The following is a 26,977-nucleotide window of genomic DNA, read 5'->3' on the forward strand; positions in this document are numbered from 1 at the left end:
CCCGGGGCGCGTCGCTCACACCAGGGAGCGGGCCCGGTCCGTCAGGCGTACCACCGAGGAGTCGGCCACCGAGGCCACCTCGTCGTAGCCGAACCAGCGGAGCTCCAGCGACTCCTCGCTCAGGGCCTCTCTGGCGCCTGCCGGGGCGAGTGCCGTGAACTGCACGTCGAGGTGCCGGGCGCACGGGGTCGGGTGGCTGTCCAGCCGCACCGGACCGCCGGGCAGCAGCCTGAGGTCCGCGATGCCGGACTCCTCGCGCGCCTCCCGCAGCGCGGTGTCCGCCAGAGCGGTGTCCGCCGGCTCGCAGTGGCCGCCCAGCTGCAGCCACATGCGGAGCTTGCGGTGGAGCGTCAGGAGGACCCGGCCGCCGGACGGCTCGACCACCAGGGCGCTCGCCGTCAGATGCCCCTCGGAGCAGGACTTCCACATCCCGTCCGGGTGTGCCGCGAGGTGCTCCAGATAGGAGAGCCGGAGCCGCTCCTGCTCGGCGTCGGGTGCGGACCAGCCGCCGAGGGTGCGGACCGCGTCCTCGTACAGCGGGTTCACCTGCCGTCGTCCTCCCGGCCGGGGGTGTCGTCCGGGTCCGGGCCGCCTGGGCTGCCCGGGCCGGCCCCGGCAGCCGGCCCCGGGGTGCCGTCGGCCGGCGGCGCTTCCGGGGCACCCGTGCTGCCGTGCTGCTCGGCGGCGTCCCCGAGCATGCGGTCCAGCTCGGAGAAGTCCGCCTGTTCCCGATGCACGAAGCCGTCCGGGTCGTCCAGGTCGGCGGCGGTGGGCAGCATGTCCGGGTGCTCCCAGAGCGCGTCCCTGCCGTCGGCGCCCCTGGCGTCGGCAAGGGTCGCCCACAGCCGCGCCGCGTCCCGCAGCCGCCGGGGGCGCAGCTCCAGCCCGATCAGGGTGGCGAAGGTCTGCTCCGCGGGACCGCCGGAGGCCCGACGCCGGCGCAGCGTCTCCCGGAGGGCGCCGGCGGCCGGCAGGTGCGGTTCGGCCGCGGCGTGCACCACCGCGTCCACCCAGCCCTCGACGAGTGCCAGCGCCGTCTCCAGCCGGGCGAGCGCGGCCTGCTGCTCCGGGGTGTCCTCCGGCTGGAACATGCCCTGCTGGAGCTTCTCCTGGATCTCCTCGGGACGGGACGGGTCGAGCTGCCCGACGACGTCCTCGAGCTTCTCGGTGTCCACCTTGATACCGCGGGCGTATCCCTCGACGGCGCCGAAGAGGTGCGAGCGCAGCCACGGCACGTGGGCGAAGAGCCGCTGGTGCGCCGCCTCGCGCAGGGCCAGGTAGAGGCGCACCTCGTCCCGCGGGACGCCCAGGCCGGAACCGAGCGCCTCGACGTTCACCGGGACGAGCGCGGCCTTGCCGGCCGGCCCGAGCGGCAGCCCGATGTCGGTGGAGCCGGTGACCTCGCCCGCGAGCACACCGACGGCCTGGCCGATCTGGGTGCCGAACATCGCACCGCCCATCGAGCGCATCATGCCCAGCAGCGGACCGGCCACCGCCTGCATCTCCTGCGGCAGGACATCGCCCATCGCCACGCCGACCCGCTCGGCGACCGGGTCCACCAGGTCGCGCCAGACCGGGAGGGTCGCCTCCACCCACTCGGCGCGGCTCCAGGCCACGGCCGTGCCGGAGCCGGACGGGAGGGAGGTCGTGCCGTCCAGCCAGAGGTCGGCGAGTCGGACGGCCTCCTCGACCGCGGCGCGCTCCTGGGGGCCGACGCTGCTGTCCGTCGATCCGTCCGGCGCGCCCTGGGCGACGGTCTGCCGGGCGATGTCCTTGGCCATGTCCCAGTTGACCGGGCCGCCCTCGTAGCTCAGCATCTGGCCCAGCCGCTGGAAGGCGGCGCCCAGGTCTCCCGGGTCGCCGCCGCCGAGCGAGCCGAACATGGCCGCCAGCGGGTTGTCGGCGCCGCCCTGGCCGCTGCCGAACCCCAGGGGTCCGGGCTCCTGGCCGCGCTTCTTCCGGTCCTCGTCGCCGTCCTCCGGCTCCTCCGGCGGAAGGCCGAATCCGAATGGGGTGTCGCTCACGGGGTTCCTCGGATCTGTGCGCTGGGACGATGGGCGGGCGCCGCATCGGCCGCCGCGGCGGGCGTGCCGGTCGGTGCCGTGCTGCTGCGCGTGACGTGCGCGGACGTACGTGATGACGTGCGCGGGAAACGGCACTGCCCCCAGCCTAGACACGAGTCAGGCAGGATGGGGGTTCCGCGCACCCCGTACGAGAAACAACCGCTGGAGAAGCCCGGTGAGTTCCCAGGAGCCCAACGTTCGCGCAGCGCGAAACCGCGCCGAGCGCCCCGTCATCGCGGTCACCGGCGCCGCCTCCGGAGTCGGTGAGCTGCTGACCAGGCGGCTCGCCACCAATCCGGAGATCAGCCGGGTCGTCGCGCTGGACGAGCGCCGCGGGGAGGTGAGCGAGGCGGAGTGGCACGTGCTCGACGTGCGTGACCCGGCGATCGCCGACCGCCTGCGGCGGGACGGCGACCCGGTCGACGTCGTGGTGCACCTGGCGCTGGATCTCGACCTCGGTACCGATGCCACCGCCCGGACGGCCTACAACGTCCGCGGGACCCAGACCGTGCTGACCGCGGCCGCAGCCGCGGGAGTGCGGCGGGTTGTCCTGTGCACCTCGGCGATGGTCTACGGAGCGCTTCCCGAGAACGACGTGCCGCTCGCCGAGGACGCGGAGCTCCGGGCGACGGAGGAGGCCACCGGCCTCGGGGACCTGCTGGAGATCGAGCGGCTGGCCGAACGCGCGCCCCGGGCGCACCCGGGCCTGAGTGTCACGGTGCTGCGCCCGACCGTGCTGGTGGGCGGCACGGACACGGCCTTGACCCGCTACTTCGAGTCGCCGCGACTGCTGGTCGTCGCGGGCTCCCGGCCCTGCTGGCAGTTCTGCCACGTCGAGGACCTGGCGAGCGCGCTGGAGTTCGCGGCACTGGAGAAGGTGGACGGTGTGCTGTCCGTCGGCTGCGACGGCTGGCTGGAGCAGGAGGAGATCGAGGAGCTGACCGGAGTGCGGCGGATGGAGCTGCCGTCGGCGGTGGCGCTGGGTGCCGCGTCGCGGCTGCACCGGCTGGGGCTGACCCCGTCGCCCGCCGGAGACCTGGCCTACACGATGCACCCCTGGGTGGTGAGCGGCAGCCGGCTGCACGACGCGGGCTGGCGGCCGGACTGGACGAACGAGGAGGTGCTGGCCGAACTGCTCGCCGAAGCCTCCGGCCGGCACGCCGTGGCCGGCCGCCGACTCGGCCGGAAGGACGCCGCCACCACCCTCGGCGCCGCCGGCGCGACTGTGGCGCTCGTCGGCACCGCGGCGCTCGTCCGCAGGGTCCGCAAGCGCCGGGGCCTGTAGCGGCGGCCGGAGCAGCGCGTGCCGGGGACGCGGGCCGTCCGCGCCGCGCGCCACCCGGCGGCTTCCGGAACCGGGACCGGTGCGGCAGCATGAACCCATGGCACACACGCACCGGCACCCCGGCGAACTGGCCGCCGCCGACCCGATCCGGCTGCTGGCGGTGCGGGACTCCCCGCTCTCGCTCGACGAAGTCTTCCGCGCCGTCGGAGAGGACGCGGCCGGTGGCACGGCCCTGTTCGTGGGCACGGTGCGCAACCACGACGGGGGTGCCGACGTGACGGCGCTGGGCTACTCCTGCCACCCCTCGGCCGAGGAGGAGCTGCGGCGGGTCGCGGAGAAGGTCGCGGCCGACTTCCCCGTGCGGGCGCTCGCGGCCGTCCACCGGGTGGGGGCCCTCGGCGTCGGCGACCCCGCGGTGATCGTGGCGGTGTCCTGCCCGCACCGCGGCGAGGCCTTCGAGGCCTGCCGCCGGCTGATCGACGATCTCAAGCACGAGGTGCCGATCTGGAAGCACCAGACCTTCTCCGACGGGACGGACGAGTGGGTCGGGGCATGCTGAGCGCTGCTCCCCCGGGTGAGCGCCCCCGGGGTGCCGTCCGGTGCGGTGAGGGTCCCGAACGGCCGTCCGGGACCCTCCGGTTGCGGAATCTTCGCGGCGGCCGGAGCGTTGGAGTCCACAACGGCGGAAGCACCCCCTTCAACCGCGGCGGCTCCGGGTCCGCGGCGCAGGGGAAGGAACGGGAGGACCCATGGATGCGCTGATCTGGCTCCTGATACCCCTGGCGGCTGCGATATCCGCCGGCATCTGGTCCGTGTGGGCCGCCCGCCAGCGTGCGGACGGCAGTGTCGGCGACGTCGCCGGGGTCGCCGGGTACGCGGCGTTCCGCAGCGCGATGGAGACCCCGAGGACCCCCTCGGCCGGGGGCCGAATAGCCACGGACGGACCGTCCCGAGCGGCCGACTGACCAGCCCGTCCCGTACTGTCGTGCCATGCCACGCCGTCACACGACGATCCTCACCGCCGCGCTCCTGCTCATAGGAATGCTCTGCGCAGTGGTCCTGATGCCCGTGCCCTACGCGGAGCTCTCGCCCGGCCCGACGGTGAACACCCTCGGCGAGCACGACGACGATCCGGTGCTCAACATCAAGGACCGTGAGACGTACGACACCTCCGGCAACCTGAACATGACGACGGTCCGGGTCACCAGCGCCGCGTACCGGATGAGCCTGGTGGAAGCGATGTACGGCTGGCTCAAGGACGACGCCGCGGTCGTTCCGCGGGAAACCCTCTACCCCGAGGGGACCACGGCGGAGCAGGCCGAGGAGGAGAACGCCGAGGAGTTCAGCCAGTCGCAGAAGAGCGCCAAGGTCGCCGCGCTGCGCGAGCTGGACGTCCCGGTCACCACCCGGACGGTCGTCGCCGCGGTGGTCAAGGACAGCCCGGCCGAGGGAGTGCTGCGCGCCGGGGACGTGATCAAGTCGGTGGACGGCGAGGCGGTGGACGAGCCCGCGGACGTCGCGGAACTGGTCACCCGGCGGGACGCCGGTGAGGAGGTCGTCTTCACCGTGGTTCCGGTCAAGACCGCGGAGGCTGCGGAGAAGGCGGGGGAGGACCCCGCCGACCGCCCGGCCGAGGAGCGCACGATCGAGACCGTCCCGGCGGAGGAGGACGAGCGGGCCATCGTGGGCATCCAGGCGGGGACGGCCCACACCTTCCCGTTCGAGATCGACATCGAACTGGCCGACGTCGGCGGACCGAGCGCCGGGCTGATGTTCGCCCTCGGCATCGTGGACAAGCTGACCCCTGCCGAACTCACCGGCGGCGAGTTCGTGGCCGGTACGGGCACGATCGACGAGGCGGGGAGCGTCGGCCCGATCGGCGGAGTGACAATGAAGATCCGCGCCGCCCGGGACGCCGGTGCCTCCTACTTCCTGACTCCGGAGGCGAACTGCCCCGCGGCCGCGGGCGCCCGCCCGGACGGGCTGACGCTGGTGAAGGTCGGGACGATGGACGACGCGGTCACTGCCCTGGAACAGATCCGCGAGGGCGACGCGGACGAGCTGGAGCGGTGCGCCGCCGGCTGATCCTTGGCCGGAGGCGCACCGCCCGCGTGCGGACCGGTCAGCTCTCGAAGGTGGCGCCCAGCGCGTCGGCCAGACCGGGCACCAGGTTCGCCCCGGTCAGTACCTCGGTGGCGGTGTCCTTCTCGTGCAGCCGCACCGCCGACTCGCGGGTGCCGTCGCGGAGCACCGCCACCGTCATGCGGACCTCCTGCCGCTCGGGGTGGTCGGCCACCCAGGCGGCCAGTTCCTGCTCGTCGAGGTCGTCCGGCACGGACTCCTCCACGGACGGCGGAAGCATCAACCGCTCCACCGTCATGGCGCAGCCGATCACGGCCTCCGGCCAGGCGATGGTGCCGAGGAACTCGTCCAGCGGCACACCGGCGGGCAGCTCGTCCTGCTCGACCGGGGTGATCGCGGGCTGCTGGGGCAGCCCTTCCGGCTCGTCGCGGGTCTCGTCGAGGCCCAGTTGGGTGGCCAGTCCGGGCTCCTCGATGCGCAGCTGCTCGGTGTCCACCAGGGCGAACAGCCGGGCCGGCTGGTCCCAGCCGAGCCCGGCGGTGTACTCGTCGATGTCCAGAACTGCACGGGTGAGGGGCGATGCGGCCAGGGGAGTGCCGTTGTCGGGGAGATTGCTCATTCCCTTATCGTGCCTTCCACGACCCCGGAAACGGGAACTGAGTAAAGCTTGAGTAAGTTGACTGGGTGAGCCCTACTATGCGGGGCCAGCCACATCCATTGCGATCTTCGAGGTGCGCACCTTGGCTTTCCAGATGCCGGACCGGGGCTCAGGCGGTCCCTCCGGACCACGGATCAGAGTCGGCCAGCCCTCCGGGCGCGCCAAGACCCTGCTGATCACAGTAGGCGTACTGGCAGTGCTGGCCATGCTCTTCATCATGTTTGCCGGCTTCTGGACGGACTGGCTCTGGTACCGCTCCGTCCAGTACACGGACGTCTTCACCACGACCCTCTGGACCAGGATCGGCCTGTTCGCCGTGTTCGGTCTGCTGATGGCCGTGGTCGTCGGGATCAACGTCTGGCTGGCCCACCGACTGCGCCCGCCGCTCAGCGCGATGTCGCTGGAGCAGCAGAGCCTGGACCGCTACCGCATGGGGATCGCCCCGTACAAGAAGTGGGCCCTGCTCGCCGTCACCGTGCTCGTCGGCCTGATCTCCGGGGCCTCCGCCGCGGGCCAGTGGCGCACCTGGCTGATGTGGGTGAACGGCACGCCCTTCGGCAAGACGGACGCGCAGTTCGGCAAGGACATCTCGTTCTTCGCCTTCGACCTGCCCTTCTACCGCTTCCTGCTGAGCTTCGCCTTCGCCGCCGCGGTCCTCTCGCTGCTGGCCGCCGCCCTGGTGCACTACCTCTACGGCGGGCTGCGCATCTCGACGCCCGGGGCCAAGGCGACCTCGCAGGCCACCGGGCACCTCTCGGTGCTGCTGGGCGTCTTCGTGGCCCTGAAGGCGGTGGCCTACTGGCTCGACCGCTACGGCCTGGCGCTGAAATCCAGTGAGATCCGCAGCGCCGACGACTGGACGGGCCTGCGCTACACCGACGCCAACGCCTACCTGCCCGCGAAGACGATCCTCTTCTTCATCGCCGCCATCTGCGCGGTGCTCTTCTTCGCCACGCTGTGGCGCCGCACCTGGCAGCTCCCGGTCATCGGCTTCGGCCTGATGGTGCTCTCCGCCATCCTGATCGGCGGCCTCTACCCGGCCATCGTCCAGAAGTTCCAGGTGGAGCCGAACGAGCAGGCCAAGGAGACGCCGTACATCGAGAAGAACATCGAGGCCACCAGAGAGGCCTACGACATCGATGACGCGGATCTCACGGACTACGACGGAGTCACACCCGACACCGACGAACGCAACGAGAGCCTGCGCGAGGCCGCGGACGTCACGGCCAGCATGCGACTCCTCGATCCGTCGGTCGTCTCCCCGACCTACCGCCAGCTCCAGCAGGTGCGCGGCTACTACACCTTCCCGGACACGCTCGACGTGGACCGCTACGAGGACGAGGACGGCGCGGAGCAGGACACCGTGGTCGGTCTCCGCGAGATCAACATCGACGGTGTCCCTGAGCGCAACTGGATCAACGACCACTTCAAGTACACCCACGGCTTCGGCATGGTGGCGGGCAGTGGCACCGAGATCCGCTCGGACGGCACCCCGGTGTTCACCGAGAAGAACCTGCCGCCGGAGGAGCAGCTCGCGGGCGACTACCAGCCCCGGGTCTATTACGGCGAGCAGACCGACCAGTACTCCATCGTCGGCGGTCCGCAACAGGAGCTCGACTACGCGGACGACGAGGGCGAGAAGACCTACACCTACACCGGCAAGAGCGGTGTGGACCTCTCCAACACGGTGAACCGGGCGGCCTACGCGCTGACCTTCGGCGAGCCGCAGATCCTGTACTCCGGCGCCATCGGCGAGGGCTCGCGGGTGCTCTACAACCGCACCCCCAAGGAGCGCGTCGAGGCGGTCGCCCCCTGGCTGACGATCGACGGCGACCCGTACCCCTCCCTGGTGGACGGCAAGATCCAGTGGATCGTCGACGCCTACACCACCTCGGACGGCTACCCCTACTCCTCCCGCACGACGCTGGGGGACACCACCCAGGACTCGCTGACCGACGGCCAGCGGGCGGTCATCGCCCAGCAGGACCGGGTCAACTACATCCGCAACTCGGTGAAGGCGACGGTGGACGCCTACACCGGTGACGTCTCCCTCTACGAGTGGGACACCGAGGACCCGGTGCTGAAGACCTGGATGAAGGCCTTCCCCGGCACCGTCGAGCCGCGCAGCGAGATCAGCGACGAGCTGATGAACCACCTGCGCTACCCGCAGGACCTCTTCAAGGTCCAGCGCGAGCTGCTTCAGCGTTACCACGTCACCAGCGCCGGGCAGTTCTACAGCGGCAGTGAGCGCTGGCAGATCCCGGACGACCCGACCCACAAGGGCAACCCGGTTCCGCCGTACTACCTCAGCATGAAGATGCCGGACCAGGAGGCCAAGACCTTCTCGCTGACCACCACGTTCAACCCGAACCGCCGTGAGACCCTCGGTGCGTTCATGGCGGTGGACGCGGACGCCAGAAGTGACGAGTACGGCAAGATCAGAATCCTGAAACTGCCGGCGAACACCACCGTGGCCGGTCCGCAGCAGGTGCAGAGCAAGTTCAACTCCGATCCGACCATCGCGGAGTCGATCAACCTCCTCAAGCGCGGCGACTCCGAGGTCGAGTACGGCAACCTGCTCACCGTCCCGTTGGACGGCGGTCTCCTCTACGTGGAGCCGGTCTACGTCCGCGGCGCGGGGACCAACTACCCGCGGATGCGGAAGGTCCTGGTCACCTACGGGGAGCGTCTCGCCTTCGAGGACACCCTCGACCAGGCGCTGGACAAGGTGTTCGACATCGATCCCGGTTCCTCCGACGGCGAGGAGCAACCGGAGGAGCCGGAGCAGCCGGCCGACGAGGAGGAGGGCACCCCGGAGGTGCCGAACGCGCCCGAAGGCAGCGCCGCGGAAGCCCTCCAGGACGCCCAGGAGGCCTACGACGCCGGCCAGGAAGCCCTGCAGGAAGGCGACTGGGAGGCCTACGGTCAGGCTCAGACCGACCTGCAGGACGCGCTCCGGAGGGCCGAGGAGGCCTCGGGCGACGGCGGATAGCCGCTGGTCAGGGTGTATGGAGCGACTCCCGCGCCGTGGTAGTGTCAGCACTGCAACGGCGCGGGGTGGAGCAGCTCGGTAGCTCGCTGGGCTCATAACCCAGAGGTCGCAGGTTCAAATCCTGTCCCCGCTACTGCGGAAGGACCCGGAGTCTCATCGACTCCGGGTCCTTCGTCGTGTTTGGGACCAACTCGTGCCGGAGACCCGTGAGTCCTCTGGTGCGCGGCGTTTGGAGAGCAGTCATGTCGGGAAGTCGACAAAACGCTGTAGTGACCTCAATGGCTGCGGTATACCAGGTGTACCGAGGTTGCGGGTGGTGCGACGATGGACCTTATGGGGGATATGGCAAGGCTTGACGAGAAAGGTTGCCCGGACGCACGCGATGTCCAGGAGGCCGCGTCTGCCCTTGCCATGCCCGAAGCGGCGGTGCCCGGTACGGGCGCCGCGCCGAGTGTGCTCGGTGCGGAACTCCTGCGTCGCGGTGAACTGGACGCCGCAGAACCGCAGTTGCGGACCGCGGCTGCCTCCGGTGATCGAGCCGCGGCCAACAACCTCGGGGTGCTGCTGCACCAGCGGGGCTATCCGGACGAGGCGGTGAGCTGGTGGCGCAGTGCTGCGGTGGCGGGCTCCGCGGCCGCGGCGCACGCACTCGGCCGCTACCACCGGGAGCGCGGCGACGAGCCCGCGGCCGGCTACTGGCTGCGGCAGTCCGCCGAGTCCGGGCACACCCTCGGCGCGTACGCCCTGGGAGACCTGCTGGACCACTGCGGTGAGCCGGAGGCCGAGCGGTGGTTCCGTGCCGCCGCCGAGCACGGGCACCGGGAAGCGGCCTACCGGGTCGGGACGGCGCTGCTCAAGACCGCGGAGTCCGTCACCGAGCGTTCCGCTCAGCGGTCCGCGCCTGCTGCGGACGCGGAGGAGTGGTTCCGTCAGGCCGCGGCCCGGGGTCACTGCCGGGCCGCGCTGCGCCTCGGCACTCTGCTGGAGGAGCGGGGCGAGCGGCGCGAGGCCGGCCGCTGGTACCTGATCGCGGCGAACGACGGCGAACCGCAGGCCGCGTGCGCGCTCGGCTTCCTGCTGCGCGACGCCGGCAACGAGGAGGCCGCGGAGGAGTGGTGGCGCCGCGCGGCGGCCGACGGCGACGCCAACGCCGCCAACGCACTGGGTGCGTTGCACGCCGGCCGGGGTGAGCTGCGGGCCGCCGAGCGCTGGTACCGCTCCGCGCTGGACGCGGGGGACAGCAACGGCGCCTACAACCTCGGTCTGCTCTGCGCGGGCCAGGCGCGCACCGCGCAGGCCGAGCAGTGGTACCGGCGTGCTGCCTACACCGGGCACGTCGAGGCCGCCAACGCGCTGGCGGTGCTGCTGCTCCAGCGCGGCGACGCGGACGGGGCGGAACCGTGGTTCTCCAAGGCCGCCGAGGGCAGCAGCGTGGACGCCGCGTTCAACCTCGGCATCCTCTACGCCGGCCGGGGAGCGGACGCGGAGTCGCTCAGGTGGTACGGACGCGCGGCGGACGCCGGGCACGCGGAGGCGGCGCTCCAGGTGGCGATCGCTCTTCAGCGGCGCGGCGACCGCCGGTCCGCCGACCGTCTGCTGCGGGTGGCCGCTGAGGGAGGCAGTGTCGAGGGGGCCTTCCGGCTCGCCGGTCTGTTGGAGCGCCGGGAGCAGGCCGACGCGCGGCCGGCCGCGAGCGGGCCTCCCGAGTACGAGCAGTGGTACGGGACGGCGGCCCGCCAGGGTCACCGCCGGGCGCAGGTCCGGCTGGGCATGTGCGCGGCGGCCCGCGGCGACGTCGTGGAGGCCGCGCACTGGTACCGGACGGCTGCCGAGGCGGGCAGCAGCAACGGCGCCTTCAACCTCGGGCTGCTGCTGGCCCGGGAGGGGAGCGAGCCGGAGGCGGGCGTCTGGTGGCACCGCGCGGCGGAGGCGGGGCACGGCCGGGCGGCCCTGCGGCTGGCACTGCTCGCGGCGCGGCGCGGTGAGCTGGCGGAGGGGCGGCACTGGTGTGCCCAAGCCGTCGAGCTGGGACCGCAGGAGGTGGCGGACCGGGCGTCGCGGCTGAGTGAGGCACTCCATGACGAGCTCAGCGCGTGACTGCGGTGGTGCGCCGCTTCCCGAGGCCCCGGGCCCGGCGCATCAGCGATTTGCGCTGGTCGTCACCGCGTGGTTAGAGTGGGGAACACAACAGCGCGGGGTGGAGCAGCTCGGTAGCTCGCTGGGCTCATAACCCAGAGGTCGCAGGTTCAAATCCTGTCCCCGCTACTCGGTACGAAGGCCCGGAACCTCACGAGGTTCCGGGCCTTCGCTGTCGTGGTGCGCCGATGCGGCAAAGGCGGGCAGCAGTGCGGGCGGTGTGTGCGGTTCGTGGCCGTGGGCGGGTTGTCCAGCGCTTCCTCCCCGGGGAGGGGCGGGCGGGGCCGGGGCGCGCGGAGAGCGGAGGTCAGCTGGCCGCGCAGGCAGGGCAGAGGCCGCGGTAGGTGACGGTGGCCTCGGCGATGTGGAAGCCGAACCGCTCGCCCTCCGGGAGTGCCGCCAGTGGGTCCTCGGACGGATGGACGTCCCGAATGGTGCCGCAGCGAGAGCACACGAGGTGCTGATGGGTGTGGTGGGCGTTCGGGTCGTACCGCTTGGCGCGGCCGTCCGTGCTCACCTCGATGATCTCACCGATGGCGACGAGCTCGCTCAGCGTGTTGTACACGGTCGCCCGGGCGATCTCGGGCAGCCGCTCGGCTGCGAGGGTGTGCACCTCGTCGGCCGTGTAGTGGACGTGCTCCCCGTTGAGGACCTCGGCCACCACCCGCCGCTGCGCGGTGAGCCGCCAGCCGCGGTCGCGGAGCCTTCCCAGCAGGTCACTCATTCGTCCCACCCATCGTTCACGTCGGCTCCAGCCTAGCAGTGGACGTCACTCAGGCCGGACCGTGTACGGACTTCTTGCATATCTTGACTTGGACAAAGTCTAATGTAGGCTCAGCCTCGGCGAAAGCCAAGGACAGGACGCACAGCGCAGGAGGCGTAGTGACTGATCAGAGTGTTGCCACCGGACCGTTGACCACGGAATCCGGTGCACCGGTCGCGGACAACCAGAACAGCCAGACCGCAGGATCCGGCGGGCCGGTTCTGATCCAGGACCAGCTCCTGCTGGAGAAGCTCGCCCACTTCAACCGCGAGCGCATCCCGGAGCGGATCGTGCACGCCCGCGGTGCCGGCGCGTACGGCACGTTCACGCTGACGGCCGACGTCAGCCAGTACACCCGGGCGAAGTTCCTCTCCGAAATCGGCAAGCAGACCGAGGTCTTCCTGCGCTTCTCCACCGTCGCCGGGAACCTGGGCTCGGCCGATGCGGTGCGCGACCCCCGCGGTTTCGCGCTGAAGTTCTACACCGAGGACGGCAACTACGACCTCGTCGGCAACAACACCCCGGTGTTCTTCATCAAGGACGCCATCAAGTTCCCGGACTTCATTCACACCCAGAAGCGCGACCCGTACACCGGCTCACAGGAGGCGGACAACGTCTGGGACTTCTGGGGGCTCTCGCCGGAGTCGACCCACCAGGTGACCTGGCTGTTCGGCGACCGCGGCATCCCCGCGACGCTGCGCCACATGAACGGCTACGGCTCGCACACCTTCCAGTGGAACAACGCCGAGGGCGAGGTCTTCTGGGTCAAGTACCACTTCAAGACGGACCAGGGCATCAAGAACCTGCCCCAGGCCGAGGCCGACGTGCTCGCCGGCCAGGACCCGGACAGCCACCAGCGCGACCTCCGCGAGGCCATCGAGCGCGGGGAGTACCCGTCCTGGACCGTGCAGGTGCAGATCATGCCCGCCGCCGACGCGGCGGACTACCGGTTCAACCCGTTCGACCTCACCAAGGTGTGGCCGCACGAGGACTACCCGCCGATGGAGATCGGCAAGCTGGAGCTGAACCGCAACCCGCAGAACATCTTCGCCGAGGTCGAGCAGGCGATCTTCTCCCCGCACCACTTCGTGCCGGGTATCGGCCCCTCGCCGGACAAGATGCTCCAGGGTCGGCTGTTCGCCTACGGCGACGCGCACCGCTACCGGGTGGGCATCAACGCCGACCACCTCCCCGTGAACCGGCCGCACGCCACCGAGGCCAACAGCCACGGCCGGGACGGCCTGATGTACGACGGCCGGCACGGCGGTGCGAAGAACTACGAGCCGAACAGCTTCGGCGGCCCCGCCGAGACCGGCCGTCCGCTCTGGGAGCCGACCTCCGTCGCCGGCACCACCGGTGACCACGAGGCGCCCCCGCACGCCGAGGACAACGACTTCGTGCAGGCCGGCAACCTCTACCGGCTGATGTCGGAGGAGGAGAAGGCGCGGCTGATCGACAACCTGGCCGGCTTCATCTCGCGGGTTTCGCGGGACGACATCGCCCAGCGCGCGATCAAGAACTTCCGCCAGGCGGACGCGGACTACGGCAAGCGGCTGGAGGCCGCGGTCCAGGCCCTGCGCGGCTGACCGGACGCTTGTCGTAACAGCCCCGGAGGGGTCGGACGCCGCTGAGCTCCGGCCCCTCCGGCGCGTTCCGGAACAGGGCGGCCCGGGGGCCGCCTGACCGCACCGCGGTCAGGCCGGGACCGCTCCGGCGGCGCGGGTCTCCTCCGGGGCGGGCGCCGTCCAGCAGCGGACGATGTCCCGGACCGAGACGATGCCGACCGGCTCGCGGTCGTCCAGGACGATCAGGTGCCGGAACCCGCCGCGGGTCATGGCGCCTGCCGCGTCGGACAGGGTCCGGTCCGGGTTGGCGAACACGACCTCCGTGGTGGTGTGGGCGCCGGCGCTCTCGGTGTCGGGGTCCTGCCCGGACCCGAGGGCGTAGATGATGTCGCGCTCGGTCAGAATGCCGATCCCGCTGTCGTCGAGGTCCAGTACGACAGCGGCGCCGACGCGGCGTGCGGCCATCAGCCGGGCCGCCTGGCGCAGGGTGTGGGAGGGTCCGATGCTCAGGACCACTGTGCTCATGGCGTCGCGTACGAGGGTGGGCATGATCGGGTGCCTCCTCCTTGGCGGACCCGGGGAGCCTCCGGAATGTCCGGAGGGACCCGGGGGTCAGTGGGGGTCGTCCGAGGCCGCTTGCGCGTGCATTCACAAGCTCACAAGCGGTGAATTCTCATGCTCACATGCCCGCGCCGCCACGACAAGGGGAGTGCGGGCACGCGCCCCGCAGATCTTCGCGCCGTCGCGCGCCGGAGTCCGGCCCGCGCCCGGAGCCGTTCCGACCGCGCCGGTCGTGCCCCGGCCGGTTCCGTCGCCGTGTTCCCGTGGCCCGCCGGGCTCCGTGGGTCAGTCGGAGGTGCGCAGGTAACCCAGCAGGTCCTCGTGCAGCAGGCCGTTGGAGGCTGCGGCATCGCCGCTGTGCGGGCCGACCCGGCCGTCGAGGCCGGTGAACGTGCCCCCCGCCTCCTGCACGATCACCGCGTTGGCGGCCATGTCCCACAGTGACAGCTCCGGCTCGGCGCAGATGTCGAGCGCTCCCTCGGCCACCATCATGTACGGCCAGAAGTCCCCGTAGGCCCGGGTTCGCCAGCAGTCGCGTCCCAGGTCGAGGAAGCCGCCGAGCAGGCCCCGCTCCTCCCAGCCGCCCAGCGAGGAGTAGCCGAAGGAGGCGTCCCGCATGCGGGAGACCTGCGACACCCGCATCCGGGACGCCGACGTGAGGCTCCGTCCGGTGAAGGCGCCCGCGCCCTTCGCCGCCCACCAGCGGCGGTTCAGCGCCGGTGCCGAGACGAGTCCGACCACCGGGTGGTCGCCGCCCTCGCCGCATTCCATCAGCGCGATCAGGGTGGCCCACACGGGCACACCGCGGACGTAGTTCTTGGTGCCGTCGATCGGGTCGATCACCCAGCGCCGCGGCCCGGAACCCTCGGCGCCGAACTCCTCGCCGAGTACGGCGTCCCGTGGTCGCGCTCGGCGCAGCGTGCCGCGGATCAGCTCCTCGGTCGCCTTGTCCGCCTCGCTGACCGGTGTCATGTCGGGTTTCGTCTCCACCTTCAGGTCGAGCGCCTTGAACCGTTCCATCGTGGTGGCGTCGGCGGCGTCGGCCAGCACATGGGCGAGACGCAGATCATCGTGGTAGTCGGGCATGACCGAACAGTATCCAGTGCCCGCGATCGGGGTCACTCGGCAGGCCCGTCCGGGGGAGCGGCCCTACGGCCGTCCGGGCGTGCGCTCACTCACCCTTGACAGCTGTCGACGCCCCGTCAATGTGGGCGGCGGGCCCACCTCCGGGCCGGGAGGGGGAGCATGTCCAGCGCTCGCGAGTCCCTGCTGGCCTGTGCCCGGTCGGCTCTCGACACCCGCCCCTGGACCACCGTGCGCATGCGCCCGACGAGCCGGAGGCGCCGGCACGGGTGGCGGTGGCTGCCCCGCTGCGCCACCGAGCCGTTCCGCGGCTCGGCTGAAGCCGACCGCAACCCGAGGACGCCCGGCTCCGGTCGCGGCGCTGGAGCATCCGGCCCGGCCGGGCCGGAGCGTCCGGGCGTTCGGGTCCGGCCCCCGCGCCGCTCAGTCGCCCTCGTGCCGCTCCCTGGTGGCCAGCAGCCTCCGAAGCGACTCCAGCCGGGCCGGGTCCGCGTGCCCCCCGGCCACCCAGGCGTCGAGCGCGCAGTCCGGTTCGTCGTGGCTGCACGAGCGCGGGCACCCCTCGGTTCCCGGCTCCAGGTCCGGGAAGGCGCCGGTCACCCGGGACGGGTCCACGTGGTGCAGGCCGAAGGAGCGCACGCCGGGGGTGTCGACCACCCAGCCGTCGTCGTCGGGCAGCGGCAGCGCCAAGGCGGAGGTCGTGGTGTGCCGGCCGCGCCCGGTCACCGCGTTCACCTCGCCGGTCGGCCGGCGCCGTTTCGGGACGAGCGCGTTGACCAGCGTGGTCTTGCCCACCCCCGAGTGGCCGACCAGCACGGTGATCCGGCCGGTCAGCAGCGCCCGCACCCCGTCCAGCGGAGCCTCGCGGTGCACGGACACCGCGCGGACGCCCAGCGGCGCGTAGGTGGCGAGGAGCGTGTCGGCGGTCGCCAGGTCGGACTTGGTCAGCACCAGCAGGGGGGTCAGTCCGGCGTCGAAGGCGGCCACCAGGCAGCGGTCGATCATCCGGGGCCGGGGTTCGGGGTCGGCCAGCGCGGTGACGATCGCCAGTTGCTCGGCGTTGGCCACCACGACCCGCTCGTACGGGTCGTCGTCGTCCGCGGTGCGGCGCAGCACGGAGGCGCGCTCCTCGACCCGGACGATCCGGGCCAGGGTGTCCTTGACTCCGGAGCGGTCCCCGACCAGCGCGACCCGGTCGCCGACGACCACGCTCTTCCGGCCGAGCTCCCTGGCCTTCATCGCGGTGACCGTGCGGTCGTCCACCAGGCAGGTGACGCGGCCGCGGTCGACCGTCACCACGAAGCCCTCGACGGCCCCCTCGTGCTTGGGCCTGGTGTGTGTCCGGGGCCTGCTGCCGCGGCGGCTGGGCCGGGAGCGGATGTCGTCCTCGTCAGTGTGCTTGCCGTAGCGGCGCATCGCGGAGCCCTCAGCGGCCTTCACCGAGCATCTGCCGCCACATCGCGGGGAAGTCGGGCAGCGTCTTCGCGGTGGTGGCGATGTTCTCCACCTCCACTCCCGGTACCACCAGTCCGAGCAGGGCGCCCGCGGTGGCCAGGCGGTGGTCCTCGTAGCTGTGGAACACACCGGCCCGCAGCTTGCGGGGTCGGATCCGCAGGCCGTCGGCGGTCTCGGTGACGTCGCCGCCGAGCCCGTTGATCTCCTTGGTCAGCGCGGCCAGCCGATCCGTCTCGTGCATCCGCAGGTGCGCCACACCGCGCAGCACCGACTCGGAGTCGGCCAGCGCCGCCACGGCGGCGATCCCGGGGGCCAGCTCGCCGACCTCGCCCAGGTCGGCGTCGATGCCCTGGACCTTGCCGGTGCCGGTGAACGTCAGGCCCCTGTCGTCTCGTTCGCAACTGCCGCCCATGGTGGTGAAGAGGTCACGCAGCGCGTCACCCGGCTGGGTGGTGTGCCGCGGCCAGTCGGGGACGGTGACCCGGCCGCCGGTCAGCAGAGCCGCGGCCAGGAACGGCTGCGCGTTGGAGAGGTCCGGCTCCACCACCAGGTCGCGCCCCAGCAGCGCGCCGGGGGTCACCCGCCACACCCCGGCGGCGCCGCCGGCCTCCGGGGTGTCGACCCGGGCACCCGCGGCCCGCAGCATGTCCACCGTCATCCGGATGTGCGGCATCGAGGGCAGCCTGCCGCCGGTGTGACGCACCTCCACGCCCTGGTTGAAGCGCGGCCCGGAGAGCAGTAGGGCGCTGACGAACTGGCTGGAGGACGAGGCGTCGATCTCGACCGGACCGCCGGTCACCGAGCCGCCGCCGTGCACCGTCATCGGCAGGGCACCGCGGCCCTCGTCGTCGATCCGGGCGCCGAGCGCGCGCAGCGCGTCGATCACTCCGTGCAGCGGGCGCTCGTACGCGCGGGGGTCGCCGTCGAAACGGACGGGCCCGTCCGCGAGGGCGGCGAGCGGCGGCAGGAAGCGCATGACGGTGCCGGCGTTGCCGACGTCCACCGTGGCCGGGCCGAGGAGTCCGGACGGGATGATCCGCCAGGCCTCGCCCGTGCCGTCCGGCCCGACGCCCTCCTCGATGCCGATCCCCAGGGCGCGCAGGGCCTCCGCCATCAGGACGGTGTCGCGGGAGCGCAGCGGGCGCCGCAGCCAGCCCGGCTCGGAGGAGAGCGCAGCCAGGACGAGCCCGCGGTTGGTGACCGACTTCGATCCGGGCACGGTCACGGTCGCGTCGACGGGGCCGGAGGCGAGCGGCGCCGGCCAGAGTGCGGTGTGGTCGGTCATGTCCCTCACTTTAGTGGTTCGCCGCGGACGGCGAATCCGGCGGAGAAGCGTGGAATCCGCGAAACGCGCCGGTCATCGCACCCCCTCGCGGCGCGGACGCGGCCGTCCGGAGCATGTGCGGCGTCGGCTGGTGGGCCGCACGTCCGCACCTCCTCCTCTTGCTGGCGGCCGACGGCCGTGAGTGATCGACTCCGGGATCTCGCCGTCCGCGCCGTAGGGGGTGTGGCAGCCGTCCGGGGCAGACGCCGCTCGGGCACGGCGGGCCCACGGGCCCGCTCGGTCACGGGACCCCCCGTCCCGCCGGCGCCGGGCCGGCGGAACCTGCTGACGATCGTGGCCGCCGTGCTGGTCCTGGTGGGCTGGCAGGCGTTCGTCCGCTTCGGCGGCGACGGCACCGGCGGTGTCTCGGCGGGTGGTACGGAGGGCGCGGACGGGCGGGGGTGAGCCGGACTCCGTCGTGGGAACCTGGCCGGGGACCTACCGCTGCGCCCAGGGTGTCATCGGCTTGGAGCCGGAGCCGGAGCCGGAGCCGGAGCCGGAGCCGGAGCCGGAGCCGGTGGTCGACGGCGATGGTTCCGCGGAGGCGGTGTTCGTCTTCCGTCCGGTGGAGTCGAATCCGAACGCGGCCTCCGGGTCCTTCACGAGGGTGGGCTACCAGGACGAGGTCCTGCGGTTGTTCGGCGACCGCTGGATCGAAGGGCCGACCGGTTACAGGACGGGCGACCTCACCGCCGGCTGGGACCCGGAACACCCGGACGCGTTGCCGGGGCAGGCGCACGGCGCGGGGCGCACCGCCTTCGAAACCACCCGGAAGCAGTGACCGCGGCCCCACCGCCCGGCCGCCCTCGGCTGCGCGGCGGGGCGCCGGGTGCTCAGAGCTCCAGTATCCAGCGCCCGCCGCCGACGAGGGAGCAGAGCGATACCGCGTGGAAGAGCAGCAGCCAGCCGCCGGCGGGCACGTTGGTCAGCCGGTGCAACTGGTCGGCGTCGGAGTCCGGAGCCCCGCCGCGCCGGCGCTTGGACTGGAGCTCGAACACCGGGCGCACCCCGCCGAGCAGCAGGAACCAGACCACTCCGTAGGAGAAGACGGACTGGAGTTCCGCCGGGGCCAGCCAGGAGACCGTTATGAACAGGGCGCCCGTGGCCACCACCGTCAGCACCCCGTAGGCGTTGCGGACCATGACGAGCAGGGCCAGCAGCAGCGCGGTGGCGCCCCACAGCAGGGCCGTGATGTGGCCCGCCGACAGCAGCCAGGCACCGCCGAGGCCGAGGAGCGAGGGGGCGGTGTAGCCCGAGGCCGCGGTGAGCACCATGCCGATGCCGGTCGGCTTGCCGCGGGAGACCGTCAGGCCCGAGGTGTCCGAGTGCAGGCGGACCCCTTCCAGCTGACGGCCGGTCAGCAGTGCCACCAGGCCGTGCCCGCCCTCGTGGGCGATCGTCACCGCGTTGCGGGCGATCCGCCAGCTCAGCCGGGAGCCCACGACCACGAGGGCCACCGCGCCCGTGACGATCACCAGCCACAGCTCCGGCGTCTCCTGGGTGCCGAACACCCGGTCCCAGACCTCGGTGACGCTGTCGATGTCCATGTGTCCTGTGTCTCCTCGTGCACGGCGCGCTCTCCGACCGTGCGAGCGGCGCGCTCTTCCGACTGCCCGACGCGCGCCATCACATCAGAGTGCCAGTCGGTTCCACCAGCGGGCCCCTGGGCCGTCTGCGGGCCGGTGACGCCCGCTGTCGGTGCCGCGTGGCAGGCTTGGTGCCATGTGCGGCAGGTATGCGGCGAGCAGGCAGCCCGAGGAGCTCGCGGGGATCTTCGACATCAGCCGCTGGGAGCCCGCCGAGGCTCTCGCGGCCGACTACAACGTGGCGCCCACCAAAGAGGTGTACGCGGTGCTGGACCGTCCCGTGAAGGAGTCGGGCAGCCCGGAGCCGGTGCGGCAGTTGCGCACCCTGCGCTGGGGCCTGGTGCCCTCCTGGGCGAAGAGCCCCGACGTCGCGGCGAAGATGATCAACGCCAGGGCGGAGACGGTGCACGAGAAGCCCTCCTACCGGCGGGCCTTCGCCACCCGCCGGTGCCTGCTGCCGGCCGACGGCTACTTCGAGTGGGTGACAGCGAAACCGGAGCTGGACCTGGAGCAGCAGGGCAGGCGGAAGCGGGGCCGCAAGCAGCCGTACTTCGTCACCCCGGCCGACGGCTCGGTGATGGCGCTGGCCGGGCTGTACGAGTTCTGGCGCGACCCCACCGCCCCGGAGGGCGACCCGAAGGCCTGGTGGGCGACCTGCACGGTGGTCACCACCGAAGCGGAGGACGCCCCGCTGCCGTCGGCGCGGCCGGACGGCCCGCGTGCGCTGGCCGACATCCACCCGCGGATGCCGGTGGCGCTCCCGCCCGAACGCTGGGACGCCTGGCTGGACCCGGCCCGTACCGATCCCGACGAACTCCGCGCGCTGCTCGCCGACCTCCCGACCGCCCGGCACCGCGCCCACCCGGTGGCCACCGCGGTGAGCAACGTGCGCAACAACGGACCGGAGCTGCTGGAGGAACTGGCCGCTCCCGAGGAAGAGACCCTCTTCTGAGGGCGGGAGAGGCGTGAGGGCGGAGCACGCGGTCCCGGCGCCCGTCCCGCCGAGTGCGGTGGTGGCGGCGGCCACTCCCGCCGGGAACGCCCGGATCAGCTGGTACCGCGCCACCGGCGCCCGCGCCGTGCTGGCGCTCGGGCACGGCGCCGGTGGCGGGATCGAGGCGCGCGACCTCCAGGCGCTGGCGGCGGAGCTGCCCGCGGCAGGGGTGACGGTCGCCCTGGTCGAGCAGCCGTGGCGGGTGGCGGGACGCAAGCTGGCTCCCGCGCCCGCCCGGCTGGACGCGGCCTGGACGGCACTGTGGCCGGCCCTGGAGGAGGAGGGGCCGCCCGTGGTCGCCGGGGGCCGCAGCGCCGGCGCACGCGTGGCCTGCCGGACGGCCGGCGCACTCGGGGCCCGCGCGGTGGTGGCGCTGGCCTTTCCGCTGCACCCACCGGGAAAGCCGGAGCGTTCGCGGGCCGACGAGCTCGCCGGCCTCCCCGTACCCGCGCTCGTGGTGCAGGGCGGTCGAGATCCGTTCGGGCGTCCCGCGGAATTCCCGTCGGGGATCCGTCCGGTCGGGCTGCCGCACGCCGACCACGGCTTCGCCGTGCCCAAGCGGACCTCCGACCCGGCCACGAGCGTCCCCGAGACCCTCGCACTGCTCACCGGGGCCGTGCGCGAGTGGCTCGCCGGGCTGCCCCTGCCCGCGCGCTGACCCCGCCCTGCCCGACCGCGGGCGTCCCTCCGCGACGACGGACGCGACGCCGTGCGCGGGCTTGTCCGCGACGGGCACCGGCGGGAGCCCGCCGCCCCCGCGCCCGCAACGGGGTGACGTGCGACACGGCCGCCGCGCCCGGGCGAGACCGTGGAATGAATCCCGGCCCGTCCGCTGTTGTGCGCGGTACCGGTACGACACGACAGTGGAGAGGAAGCGCCCCTCATGGGTTCAGTCGCTTGCCCGCAGCGCCCCCAGGCCGCCGATCTGGACTGGGCGACGCTCGCGCTGGCCGGCACCGGACAGCCTCAGGCGGCGGCGAAGGCGGATCGTCGTCTATTCTCCGATTCGAGCGGGTCCGCTCTCGGGCTCGCCACCGTCACGGAGGAGGTGGGTACGGTCGCCGGGACCGAAGACCGTACGGACGACGACCCGCGCGAGACCGACGCCGAGCGCAACGCGCGGTTCGAGCGCGACGCCCTGGGCTTTCTCGACCAGATGTACTCGGCCGCGCTCCGCATGACGCGGAACCCCGCGGACGCGGAGGACCTGGTGCAGGAGACGTACGCCAAGGCGTACGGCTCGTTCCACCAGTTCCGCGAGGGCACGAACCTCAAGGCGTGGCTGTACCGCATCCTGACCAACACCTTCATCAACTCCTACCGCAAGAAGCAGCGCGAACCGCAGCGCAGCGCGGCCGAGGAGATCGAGGACTGGCAGTTGGCCCGGGCCGAGTCGCACATGTCGACCGGTCTGCGCTCGGCCGAGTCGCAGGCGCTCGACCACCTGCCGGACTCGGACGTGAAGGAAGCGCTCCAGGCGATCCCGGAGGAGTTCCGCATCGCGGTCTACCTCGCGGACGTCGAGGGGTTTGCCTACAAGGAGATCGCCGACATCATGGGGACTCCGATCGGCACGGTCATGTCCCGACTGCACCGCGGGCGGCGTCAGTTGCGCGACATGCTGGAGGGCTACGCGCGCGAGCGCGGCCTGGCCGGGGCCACCGCCGGGGGGCCGGCCTCCGAGGAGTCGCACAACCGGAAGGGTTCGGGCTCATGAGCTGCGGAGATCCTCACGAGACCGACTGCTCCGAGGTTCTGGACCACCTCTACGAGTATCTCGACCAGGAGATGCCCGAGGTGGATCGGGGCAAGCTCGCCGAGCACTTCGACGAGTGCGCGCCCTGCCTGGAGAAGTACGGCTTGGAGCAGGCGGTCAAGAAGCTCGTCAAGCGGTGCTGCGGCCATGACGACGTACCGTCCGACCTGCGGTCGAAGGTGATGGGCCGGATCGACATGATCCGGGCCGGCGAGAGCGTCCCCGAGCGGGCGCTGCTGGAGCCGGCCGAGGGTGCCGGACGGCCCGCCGGCCGCTCCGGCGCGGGGGACACCGAGCTCGCGGACGGCGCCGCCGACGCCACCCGGACGGGCCGCCGCGAGGCCCACTGACCGCATCCGGTCCCGAACCGGGCCCGCCGCGCCTCAAGTGGGCCGATCCAGGACCCGATCGGGCATTCCGGCGGCTTTCGGGCGGGTCGGCGCGGCCGTGCAGTTCACTCGATCGGGCTAATCGGGCCCGCTCCGGTCGGCCAATCCCCCCAACACGCCTCGCCATGTCCGCCCGCGCTCCTATATTCCCCACGCGGGCACGGGGAGGTGCGATGCGGGGACAGCCGCTTCCGTGGGGGGCACGACTCCAGGTCGGCGGTGCGGCCGGCGCGATGCTGCTGCTCGTCGCGCCGGTGGCCGGCGGGCGCTGGCCGGGCGACGGCCCGCCGCACTGGCAGGCGCTGGCAGCGCTGATCGGGCTCTACGCGGCCTGCGAGTGGCTCCCGCAGTGTCCGCTGCTGGGGGACGCGGTCCCCCGGGAGATGCGCGGATCCGCCGCGCCGGGGGGCCCGGCGCCGGAGTGGTCGCTGCCCGTCCTCCTCGCCTCCGCGTTCGTGCTGCCGCCCGCGGCGGCCGCGCTGGTCCCGGTCGCCGGGGCGCTGCTGGGCAGGCCCGGTGACCGTCGCCCGCACCCCGTCGCGCGGCGCCTGTGGCACGCGGCGCAGCTCGCGCTCGCCGTGTGCGCGGCCGCCCACCTGTACCGCCTCCTCGGCGGTTCGGCTGCCCAGGGGGACGTTCCGGGCGGCGCCCTGCTGCCCGCCCTCCTGGCCACTGCCGTGTTCAGCCTGCTGCTCGCCGTCTCGGACGGCGCCCTGCTCGCGAGCGTCGAGCGCCTCCCGCTGCCTGCCGCCTGGCGCGGCAGGATGCTCGCCGGACTGCTGCCGCACTTGGTCCAGGGCCTGGCCGGTCTGCTGATGGCCGTGCTCTGGCAGAGCGCCCACGGACCGCTCGCAGCGCTCTGCGTCCTGCTGCCGATGTACACCGGTTGCTGGATCTTCGCCCAGCACCACCGCGAGCGGGCCGCGCACCAGGCGACCGTCCGGGCGCTGGTGCAGGCCGTCGAGATCAAGGACGGGTACACCCGGGGCCACAGCGAGCGGGTCGGCCGGGCCTCCGCGCTGATCGCCGCCGAACTCGGTATGGACGCGGACCGGACCGAGGTCCTCCGCCTCGCCGGGATCCTGCACGACATCGGCAAATTGGGGGTGCCGACCCGGGTGCTCCGCAAGGAGGGCCCGCTCACCGAGGAGGAGCGGGCCGTCATCAGGCTGCACCCCGAGTACGGCCACGAGATGGTCCGCGGAATCGCGTTCCTCGGCGAGGCCAGGTCCGCGATTTTGCACCACCACGAGCGGCTCGACGGCAGCGGTTACCCCTGCGGCCTGCGCGGACGGGAGATCCCGGAACCGGCTCGGGCCGTCGCCGTCGCCGACGCCTTCGACGCCATGACGTCCACCCGTAGCTACCGGTCCGGTCGTCCGGTGCCGGAGGCACTGGCCGAGCTGCGCAGGTGCGCGGGCAGCCAGTTCGACCCCCGCATGGTCCGGGCGCTCGTGCGGGCGCTGGAGACCAGCCCCTGGACCCCGGCGGCGCCGGAACCGCCTGTGCCCGGGCCCAGCGCGCGGGAGGGCGCGCCGGCTCCGGGGCCCCGTGCCGCTTCGGCCGCCGGGGTGCTCCCCGCGGGCCGTGCTGCCGGAGGCCCCGCCCCCGGGACCGTGCGGGTCCTCGACGCGGTCCGCCGTCTCCGGTGAGGCACCCCGTGCGGCGCTTCGACGGACTGCGGTCCCTTGGCCTCCTCTGCCGCTCCGCAGCGGTCGCCGCCGCGGCGACCGCGGTCGGCTGGACCGCGGTGCAGGGGCTGCGGGAGCCCGCCGCGGCACTCGCCTTCGGGCTCCTGATGGTGCTGGGCGAGGCGGTCCGCACCGAACTGCCCGGGGGCCGGGACGTCGCGCCGCTGGGCGCGGCCGCCGCGTTCGGGTACGCACTGCTGGGCGAGACCGGGGGCTCCCCGGCCGCACCGGGCGCGGCCCAGGTGGTGGCCGTCTGCGCCGCGGCCCTGCTGCTCGGCGCGGTGCCCGCGGTGCTCGCCGGCGCCGCGCCATCGGTCGAGCACGCCTGCCGCCGGCTGCTCACGGTCGGATTCGCGGCGGTGTGCTTCCAGCCCCTGCACGGGTCGGGGCTGGTCGGCCCGGGGCAGGCGGTGCCCGCCATGCTCGTCGTCCTGCTGGCGACCGGCCTGTTCGGCGCGGTGCTGGGGGCGGGGCTCGACACGCCGGGCTCCGGCCTGCCGTACGGGGTGCTGCTCCGGGAGGAGCTGCGCGGCCGGCGCGGACTCGGCGCGGCGGTGTGCGCGACCGCGGCGGTGATGGCGTCGGCCGTCGCGGTCGCCGGGCTGTGGGCGCTGCCGGTGTTCTGCGTGCCGCTGCTGCCGACCCAGCTCGCGCTGCGCCGCTACGCCGCGAGCCAGGCCGTCTACCGGCAGACCATCGCGTCACTCGCCCGGGCTACGGAGGTCGCCGGACACACCGTGGCGGGGCATTCCCACCGGGTGGCGGCGCTCAGCCGGGAGGTCGGACGCCGGCTCGGCCTGCGGGAGAGCGAGCTGCTGGTCCTGGAGTACGCGGCGCTGATGCACGACATCGGGCAGCTCTCCCTGCTGGACCCCGTGCCGGGCGGGGCCACCGAGCCGCTCGATCCGCGGGTCCGGCGCCGGATCGCGGCGCTCGGCGGCGCGGTGGTCCGGCAGAGCGGGGTGCCGGAGGAGGTGGCTCTGATCGTCGAGCAGCAGGCGGGCCGCTACCGCGACCAGCCGGTCGCGGCGCGGGTCGTGCGGGCGGTCAACGCCTACGAGGAGCTGGCGGGCGGTTCGGGCGGCCGGGCGGATCCGGTGGGCGGACCCCTGGGTGCGCTGGAGCGGCTCCGGCTGGCCACCGCGCACGAACTCGACCCCCGGGTGGTCGAGGCACTGGCCTGCGCCGTCTCGCGCGGTGCGGTGCGGTGACGCACGATGACCCTCCGGGTGCGGGTGCTGTGCACCCCGCGAAGGTCCGGTGAAAGGGTAATGAGCGGTGCCCCGGGCGGGCATGGTTGGATGCGAGGAGGAGCGAGAAGCACGGACGCGCGCAGCGACCGCTACCGGCGGCAGCACCACCCACAGGCGGGAATCAGACGGGAAGCATCGTGAGGATCTTCGGCAGGGCACGGCACCGGCCGTCAACCGACTGGCGGCTGGCGACGGACCGTGCGTTCACGCTCATCGGGGACGGCCACTACGAGGACGCGGGCGCGCTGCTGACCCGTGCCGCCGACCTGGAGCCCTGGCTCTCCGAGTCCTGGTTCAACCTGGCGCTGCTGCACAAGTTCCGCCACGACTGGGAGCAGGCGAGGACTACGGGCCTGCGGGCCGTGGCCCTGCTCGACCGCGCCTCCGGCGCCCCGGACTGGTGGAACGTCGGCATCGCGGCCACCGCCCTTCAGGACTGGCCGCTGGCGCGCCGCGCCTGGCAGGCCTACGGGCTGCGGCTGCCGGGCGCCCCGGGCCGGCCGGGTGCGGCGGGGGACGGCCCCGCTCCCTCGGACCCGCCGGACCTGGAGCTGGGCAGTGCGGCGGTGCGGCTCTCCCCGGAGGGCGAGGCCGAGGTGGTCTGGGGACGCAGGCTGGATCCGGCGCGACTGGAGGTGCAGTCGATCCCGCTGCCGTCCTCCGGACGTCGCTGGGGCGAGGTCGTCCTGCATGACGGCGTCCCGCACGGCGAGCGCACCCTGGCGGTCGGCAGCGCGCTCTCGGCGTATCCGGTCTTCGACGAGATAGAGCTCTGGGCGCCCTCCCCGGTGCCCACCTGGGTGGTGCTCCTGGAGGCCGCCACCGAGGCCGACCGGGACGCCCTGGAGCTGCTGGCGGCCGAGGCCGGCTACGCCGCCGAGGACTGGTCGTCCTCGGTCAGGCTGCTGTGCCGGTCCTGCTCGGAGTCGCGGATGCCGAGCGACGAGGGCGACGGCACCATCCGCCAGGACCCGCACGACCACAGCGCCCCGGGCCATCCGGGACCGCTGGGACACATGGCTCCGGGCGGGCCGGGTGCCCTCTGGGTCCCGGAGCGGGAGTGCGGTCTGGCCGCTCCGGAGGGCCTGGTGCGCGGACTGCTCGACAGCTGGGTCGCCGACAGCCCGGACACCCGGGAGTGGCGGGACCTCGAAGAGGTCTGCTGAGCAGACGGCCGGGGGCGGCCCCCTGCGCCGGGCGGCGACCGTCCCGGGCCGCCCGGCACGTCCCGGGTCCGCGTCGAAACGTTCCCGGGCCGCCTCGGCACGTCCCGGGTCCGCGGAACCGGGTGGGGCAGTCCGCAGAGCCCCGTACCCTGTAGGGCGACCCAGCCACCCGGGA

The 26,977-nt window shown here is 73.0% G+C and carries 24 protein-coding genes and 2 tRNA genes; 17 read left to right on the plus strand and 9 right to left on the minus strand.

Annotation, left to right across the window (positions count from 1 at the left end; all coding sequences use genetic code 11):
• Window positions 1-15: 15 nt before the first annotated feature.
• Window positions 16-546, minus strand: coding sequence for an NUDIX hydrolase (locus H300_RS0113360; protein ID WP_028427833.1), 531 nt, complete (start codon window positions 544-546; stop codon window positions 16-18).
• Window positions 543-2,024, minus strand: a complete 1,482-nt coding sequence (locus tag H300_RS0113365) for a zinc-dependent metalloprotease (protein ID WP_028427834.1) — start codon at window positions 2,022-2,024, stop codon at window positions 543-545. The genes H300_RS0113360 and H300_RS0113365 overlap by 4 nt, the downstream gene beginning before the upstream one ends.
• 214 nt (window positions 2,025-2,238) lie before the next feature.
• Between H300_RS0113365 and H300_RS0113370 the strand changes: the two genes are divergently transcribed.
• From H300_RS0113370 to H300_RS0113385, 4 genes are all read left to right on the plus strand, one after another.
• Window positions 2,239-3,348 (plus strand): SDR family oxidoreductase, encoded by a 1,110-nt coding sequence (locus H300_RS0113370; RefSeq protein ID WP_028427835.1) that lies wholly within the window; start codon window positions 2,239-2,241, stop codon window positions 3,346-3,348.
• A 97-nt stretch (window positions 3,349-3,445) separates the two neighbouring features.
• On the plus strand, window positions 3,446-3,907 hold the full coding sequence (locus H300_RS0113375; protein ID WP_028427836.1) for a molybdopterin synthase catalytic subunit: 462 nt from the start codon (window positions 3,446-3,448) through the stop codon (window positions 3,905-3,907).
• Window positions 3,908-4,097: 190 nt separating this feature from the next.
• Entirely contained in the window at window positions 4,098-4,313 is a 216-nt protein-coding gene (locus H300_RS0113380) for a hypothetical protein (protein ID WP_028427837.1), read from the plus strand.
• A gap of 25 nt (window positions 4,314-4,338) precedes the next feature.
• Window positions 4,339-5,433: a PDZ domain-containing protein gene (locus H300_RS0113385; protein WP_028427838.1), complete on the plus strand. Its 1,095-nt coding sequence runs from the start codon at window positions 4,339-4,341 to the stop codon at window positions 5,431-5,433.
• Window positions 5,434-5,470: 37 nt separating this feature from the next.
• Here the strand turns inward: H300_RS0113385 and H300_RS0113390 are convergent, their stop codons facing one another.
• Window positions 5,471-6,049: a PPA1309 family protein gene (locus H300_RS0113390; protein ID WP_028427839.1), complete on the minus strand. Its 579-nt coding sequence runs from the start codon at window positions 6,047-6,049 to the stop codon at window positions 5,471-5,473.
• Between the two features lie 112 nt (window positions 6,050-6,161).
• On the opposite strand from H300_RS0113390, the gene H300_RS26715 reads away from it, so the two are divergent.
• From H300_RS26715 to H300_RS0113410, 4 genes are all read left to right on the plus strand, one after another.
• Window positions 6,162-9,080 (plus strand): UPF0182 family membrane protein, encoded by a 2,919-nt coding sequence (locus tag H300_RS26715; RefSeq protein WP_486583780.1) that lies wholly within the window; start codon window positions 6,162-6,164, stop codon window positions 9,078-9,080.
• A gap of 59 nt (window positions 9,081-9,139) precedes the next feature.
• A tRNA-Met gene (locus tag H300_RS0113400) sits at window positions 9,140-9,213 on the plus strand.
• A 278-nt stretch (window positions 9,214-9,491) separates the two neighbouring features.
• Window positions 9,492-11,177 (plus strand): tetratricopeptide repeat protein, encoded by a 1,686-nt coding sequence (locus H300_RS26720; RefSeq protein WP_051270018.1) that lies wholly within the window; start codon window positions 9,492-9,494, stop codon window positions 11,175-11,177.
• A 94-nt stretch (window positions 11,178-11,271) separates the two neighbouring features.
• A tRNA-Met gene (locus H300_RS0113410) sits at window positions 11,272-11,345 on the plus strand.
• A 178-nt stretch (window positions 11,346-11,523) separates the two neighbouring features.
• On the opposite strand, the gene H300_RS0113415 is transcribed toward H300_RS0113410, so the two are convergent.
• On the minus strand, window positions 11,524-11,940 hold the full coding sequence (locus tag H300_RS0113415) for a Fur family transcriptional regulator (protein ID WP_028427840.1): 417 nt from the start codon (window positions 11,938-11,940) through the stop codon (window positions 11,524-11,526).
• A gap of 158 nt (window positions 11,941-12,098) precedes the next feature.
• Here H300_RS0113415 and H300_RS0113420 point away from each other — a divergent pair, with 158 nt between their 5' ends.
• The gene (locus H300_RS0113420) at window positions 12,099-13,565 is read left to right on the plus strand and encodes a catalase (protein WP_028427841.1); all 1,467 of its coding nucleotides are present in this window, start codon (window positions 12,099-12,101) and stop codon (window positions 13,563-13,565) included.
• 108 nt (window positions 13,566-13,673) lie between these two features.
• Here H300_RS0113420 and H300_RS0113425 read toward each other — a convergent pair whose 3' ends face one another.
• The 4 genes from H300_RS0113425 to aroA form a co-directional block, all read right to left on the minus strand.
• Window positions 13,674-14,093: a CBS domain-containing protein gene (locus tag H300_RS0113425; protein WP_028427842.1), complete on the minus strand. Its 420-nt coding sequence runs from the start codon at window positions 14,091-14,093 to the stop codon at window positions 13,674-13,676.
• A 297-nt stretch (window positions 14,094-14,390) separates the two neighbouring features.
• Window positions 14,391-15,191, minus strand: a complete 801-nt coding sequence (gene hisN / locus H300_RS0113430; protein WP_028427843.1) for a histidinol-phosphatase — start codon at window positions 15,189-15,191, stop codon at window positions 14,391-14,393.
• Between the two features lie 420 nt (window positions 15,192-15,611).
• Window positions 15,612-16,604 carry a ribosome small subunit-dependent GTPase A gene (rsgA, locus tag H300_RS0113435; RefSeq protein ID WP_028427844.1) on the minus strand — a complete coding sequence of 331 codons (993 nt, stop codon included), beginning with the start codon at window positions 16,602-16,604 and terminating at the stop codon, window positions 15,612-15,614.
• Between the two features lie 10 nt (window positions 16,605-16,614).
• Window positions 16,615-17,928 carry a 3-phosphoshikimate 1-carboxyvinyltransferase gene (gene aroA, locus H300_RS0113440; RefSeq protein WP_028427845.1) on the minus strand — a complete coding sequence of 438 codons (1,314 nt, stop codon included), beginning with the start codon at window positions 17,926-17,928 and terminating at the stop codon, window positions 16,615-16,617.
• Between the two features lie 457 nt (window positions 17,929-18,385).
• Here aroA and H300_RS31505 point away from each other — a divergent pair, with 457 nt between their 5' ends.
• Window positions 18,386-18,748, plus strand: a complete 363-nt coding sequence (locus H300_RS31505; RefSeq protein WP_028427847.1) for a hypothetical protein — start codon at window positions 18,386-18,388, stop codon at window positions 18,746-18,748.
• A gap of 52 nt (window positions 18,749-18,800) precedes the next feature.
• On the opposite strand, the gene H300_RS0113455 is transcribed toward H300_RS31505, so the two are convergent.
• Window positions 18,801-19,514, minus strand: coding sequence for a M50 family metallopeptidase (locus H300_RS0113455; RefSeq protein WP_028427848.1), 714 nt, complete (start codon window positions 19,512-19,514; stop codon window positions 18,801-18,803).
• 175 nt (window positions 19,515-19,689) lie between these two features.
• Here H300_RS0113455 and H300_RS0113460 point away from each other — a divergent pair, with 175 nt between their 5' ends.
• The 7 genes from H300_RS0113460 to H300_RS0113490 all read left to right on the plus strand — a co-directional run bounded on the left by H300_RS0113460 (window position 19,690) and on the right by H300_RS0113490 (window position 26,802).
• Window positions 19,690-20,505 carry an SOS response-associated peptidase gene (locus H300_RS0113460; protein ID WP_028427849.1) on the plus strand — a complete coding sequence of 272 codons (816 nt, stop codon included), beginning with the start codon at window positions 19,690-19,692 and terminating at the stop codon, window positions 20,503-20,505.
• 13 nt (window positions 20,506-20,518) lie between these two features.
• Window positions 20,519-21,205, plus strand: coding sequence for an alpha/beta hydrolase family protein (locus H300_RS0113465; protein ID WP_486583784.1), 687 nt, complete (start codon window positions 20,519-20,521; stop codon window positions 21,203-21,205).
• 225 nt (window positions 21,206-21,430) lie between these two features.
• On the plus strand, window positions 21,431-22,264 hold the full coding sequence (locus tag H300_RS0113470; protein ID WP_078515967.1) for a sigma-70 family RNA polymerase sigma factor: 834 nt from the start codon (window positions 21,431-21,433) through the stop codon (window positions 22,262-22,264).
• Complete coding sequence (gene rsrA / locus H300_RS0113475; RefSeq protein WP_028427852.1) at window positions 22,261-22,653, plus strand: mycothiol system anti-sigma-R factor; 393 nt, start codon at window positions 22,261-22,263, stop codon at window positions 22,651-22,653. Before H300_RS0113470 ends, rsrA begins: the two co-directional genes overlap by 4 nt.
• A 212-nt stretch (window positions 22,654-22,865) precedes the next feature.
• Window positions 22,866-24,344, plus strand: coding sequence for an HD domain-containing phosphohydrolase (locus tag H300_RS26725; RefSeq protein WP_078515968.1), 1,479 nt, complete (start codon window positions 22,866-22,868; stop codon window positions 24,342-24,344).
• A gap of 8 nt (window positions 24,345-24,352) precedes the next feature.
• Window positions 24,353-25,594: an HD-GYP domain-containing protein gene (locus H300_RS0113485; RefSeq protein ID WP_486583786.1), complete on the plus strand. Its 1,242-nt coding sequence runs from the start codon at window positions 24,353-24,355 to the stop codon at window positions 25,592-25,594.
• A gap of 179 nt (window positions 25,595-25,773) precedes the next feature.
• Window positions 25,774-26,802, plus strand: a complete 1,029-nt coding sequence (locus H300_RS0113490; RefSeq protein ID WP_028427854.1) for a hypothetical protein — start codon at window positions 25,774-25,776, stop codon at window positions 26,800-26,802.
• Window positions 26,803-26,977: the final 175 nt, after the last annotated feature.

Source organism: Streptomyces sp. TAA040 (assembly GCF_000424845.1).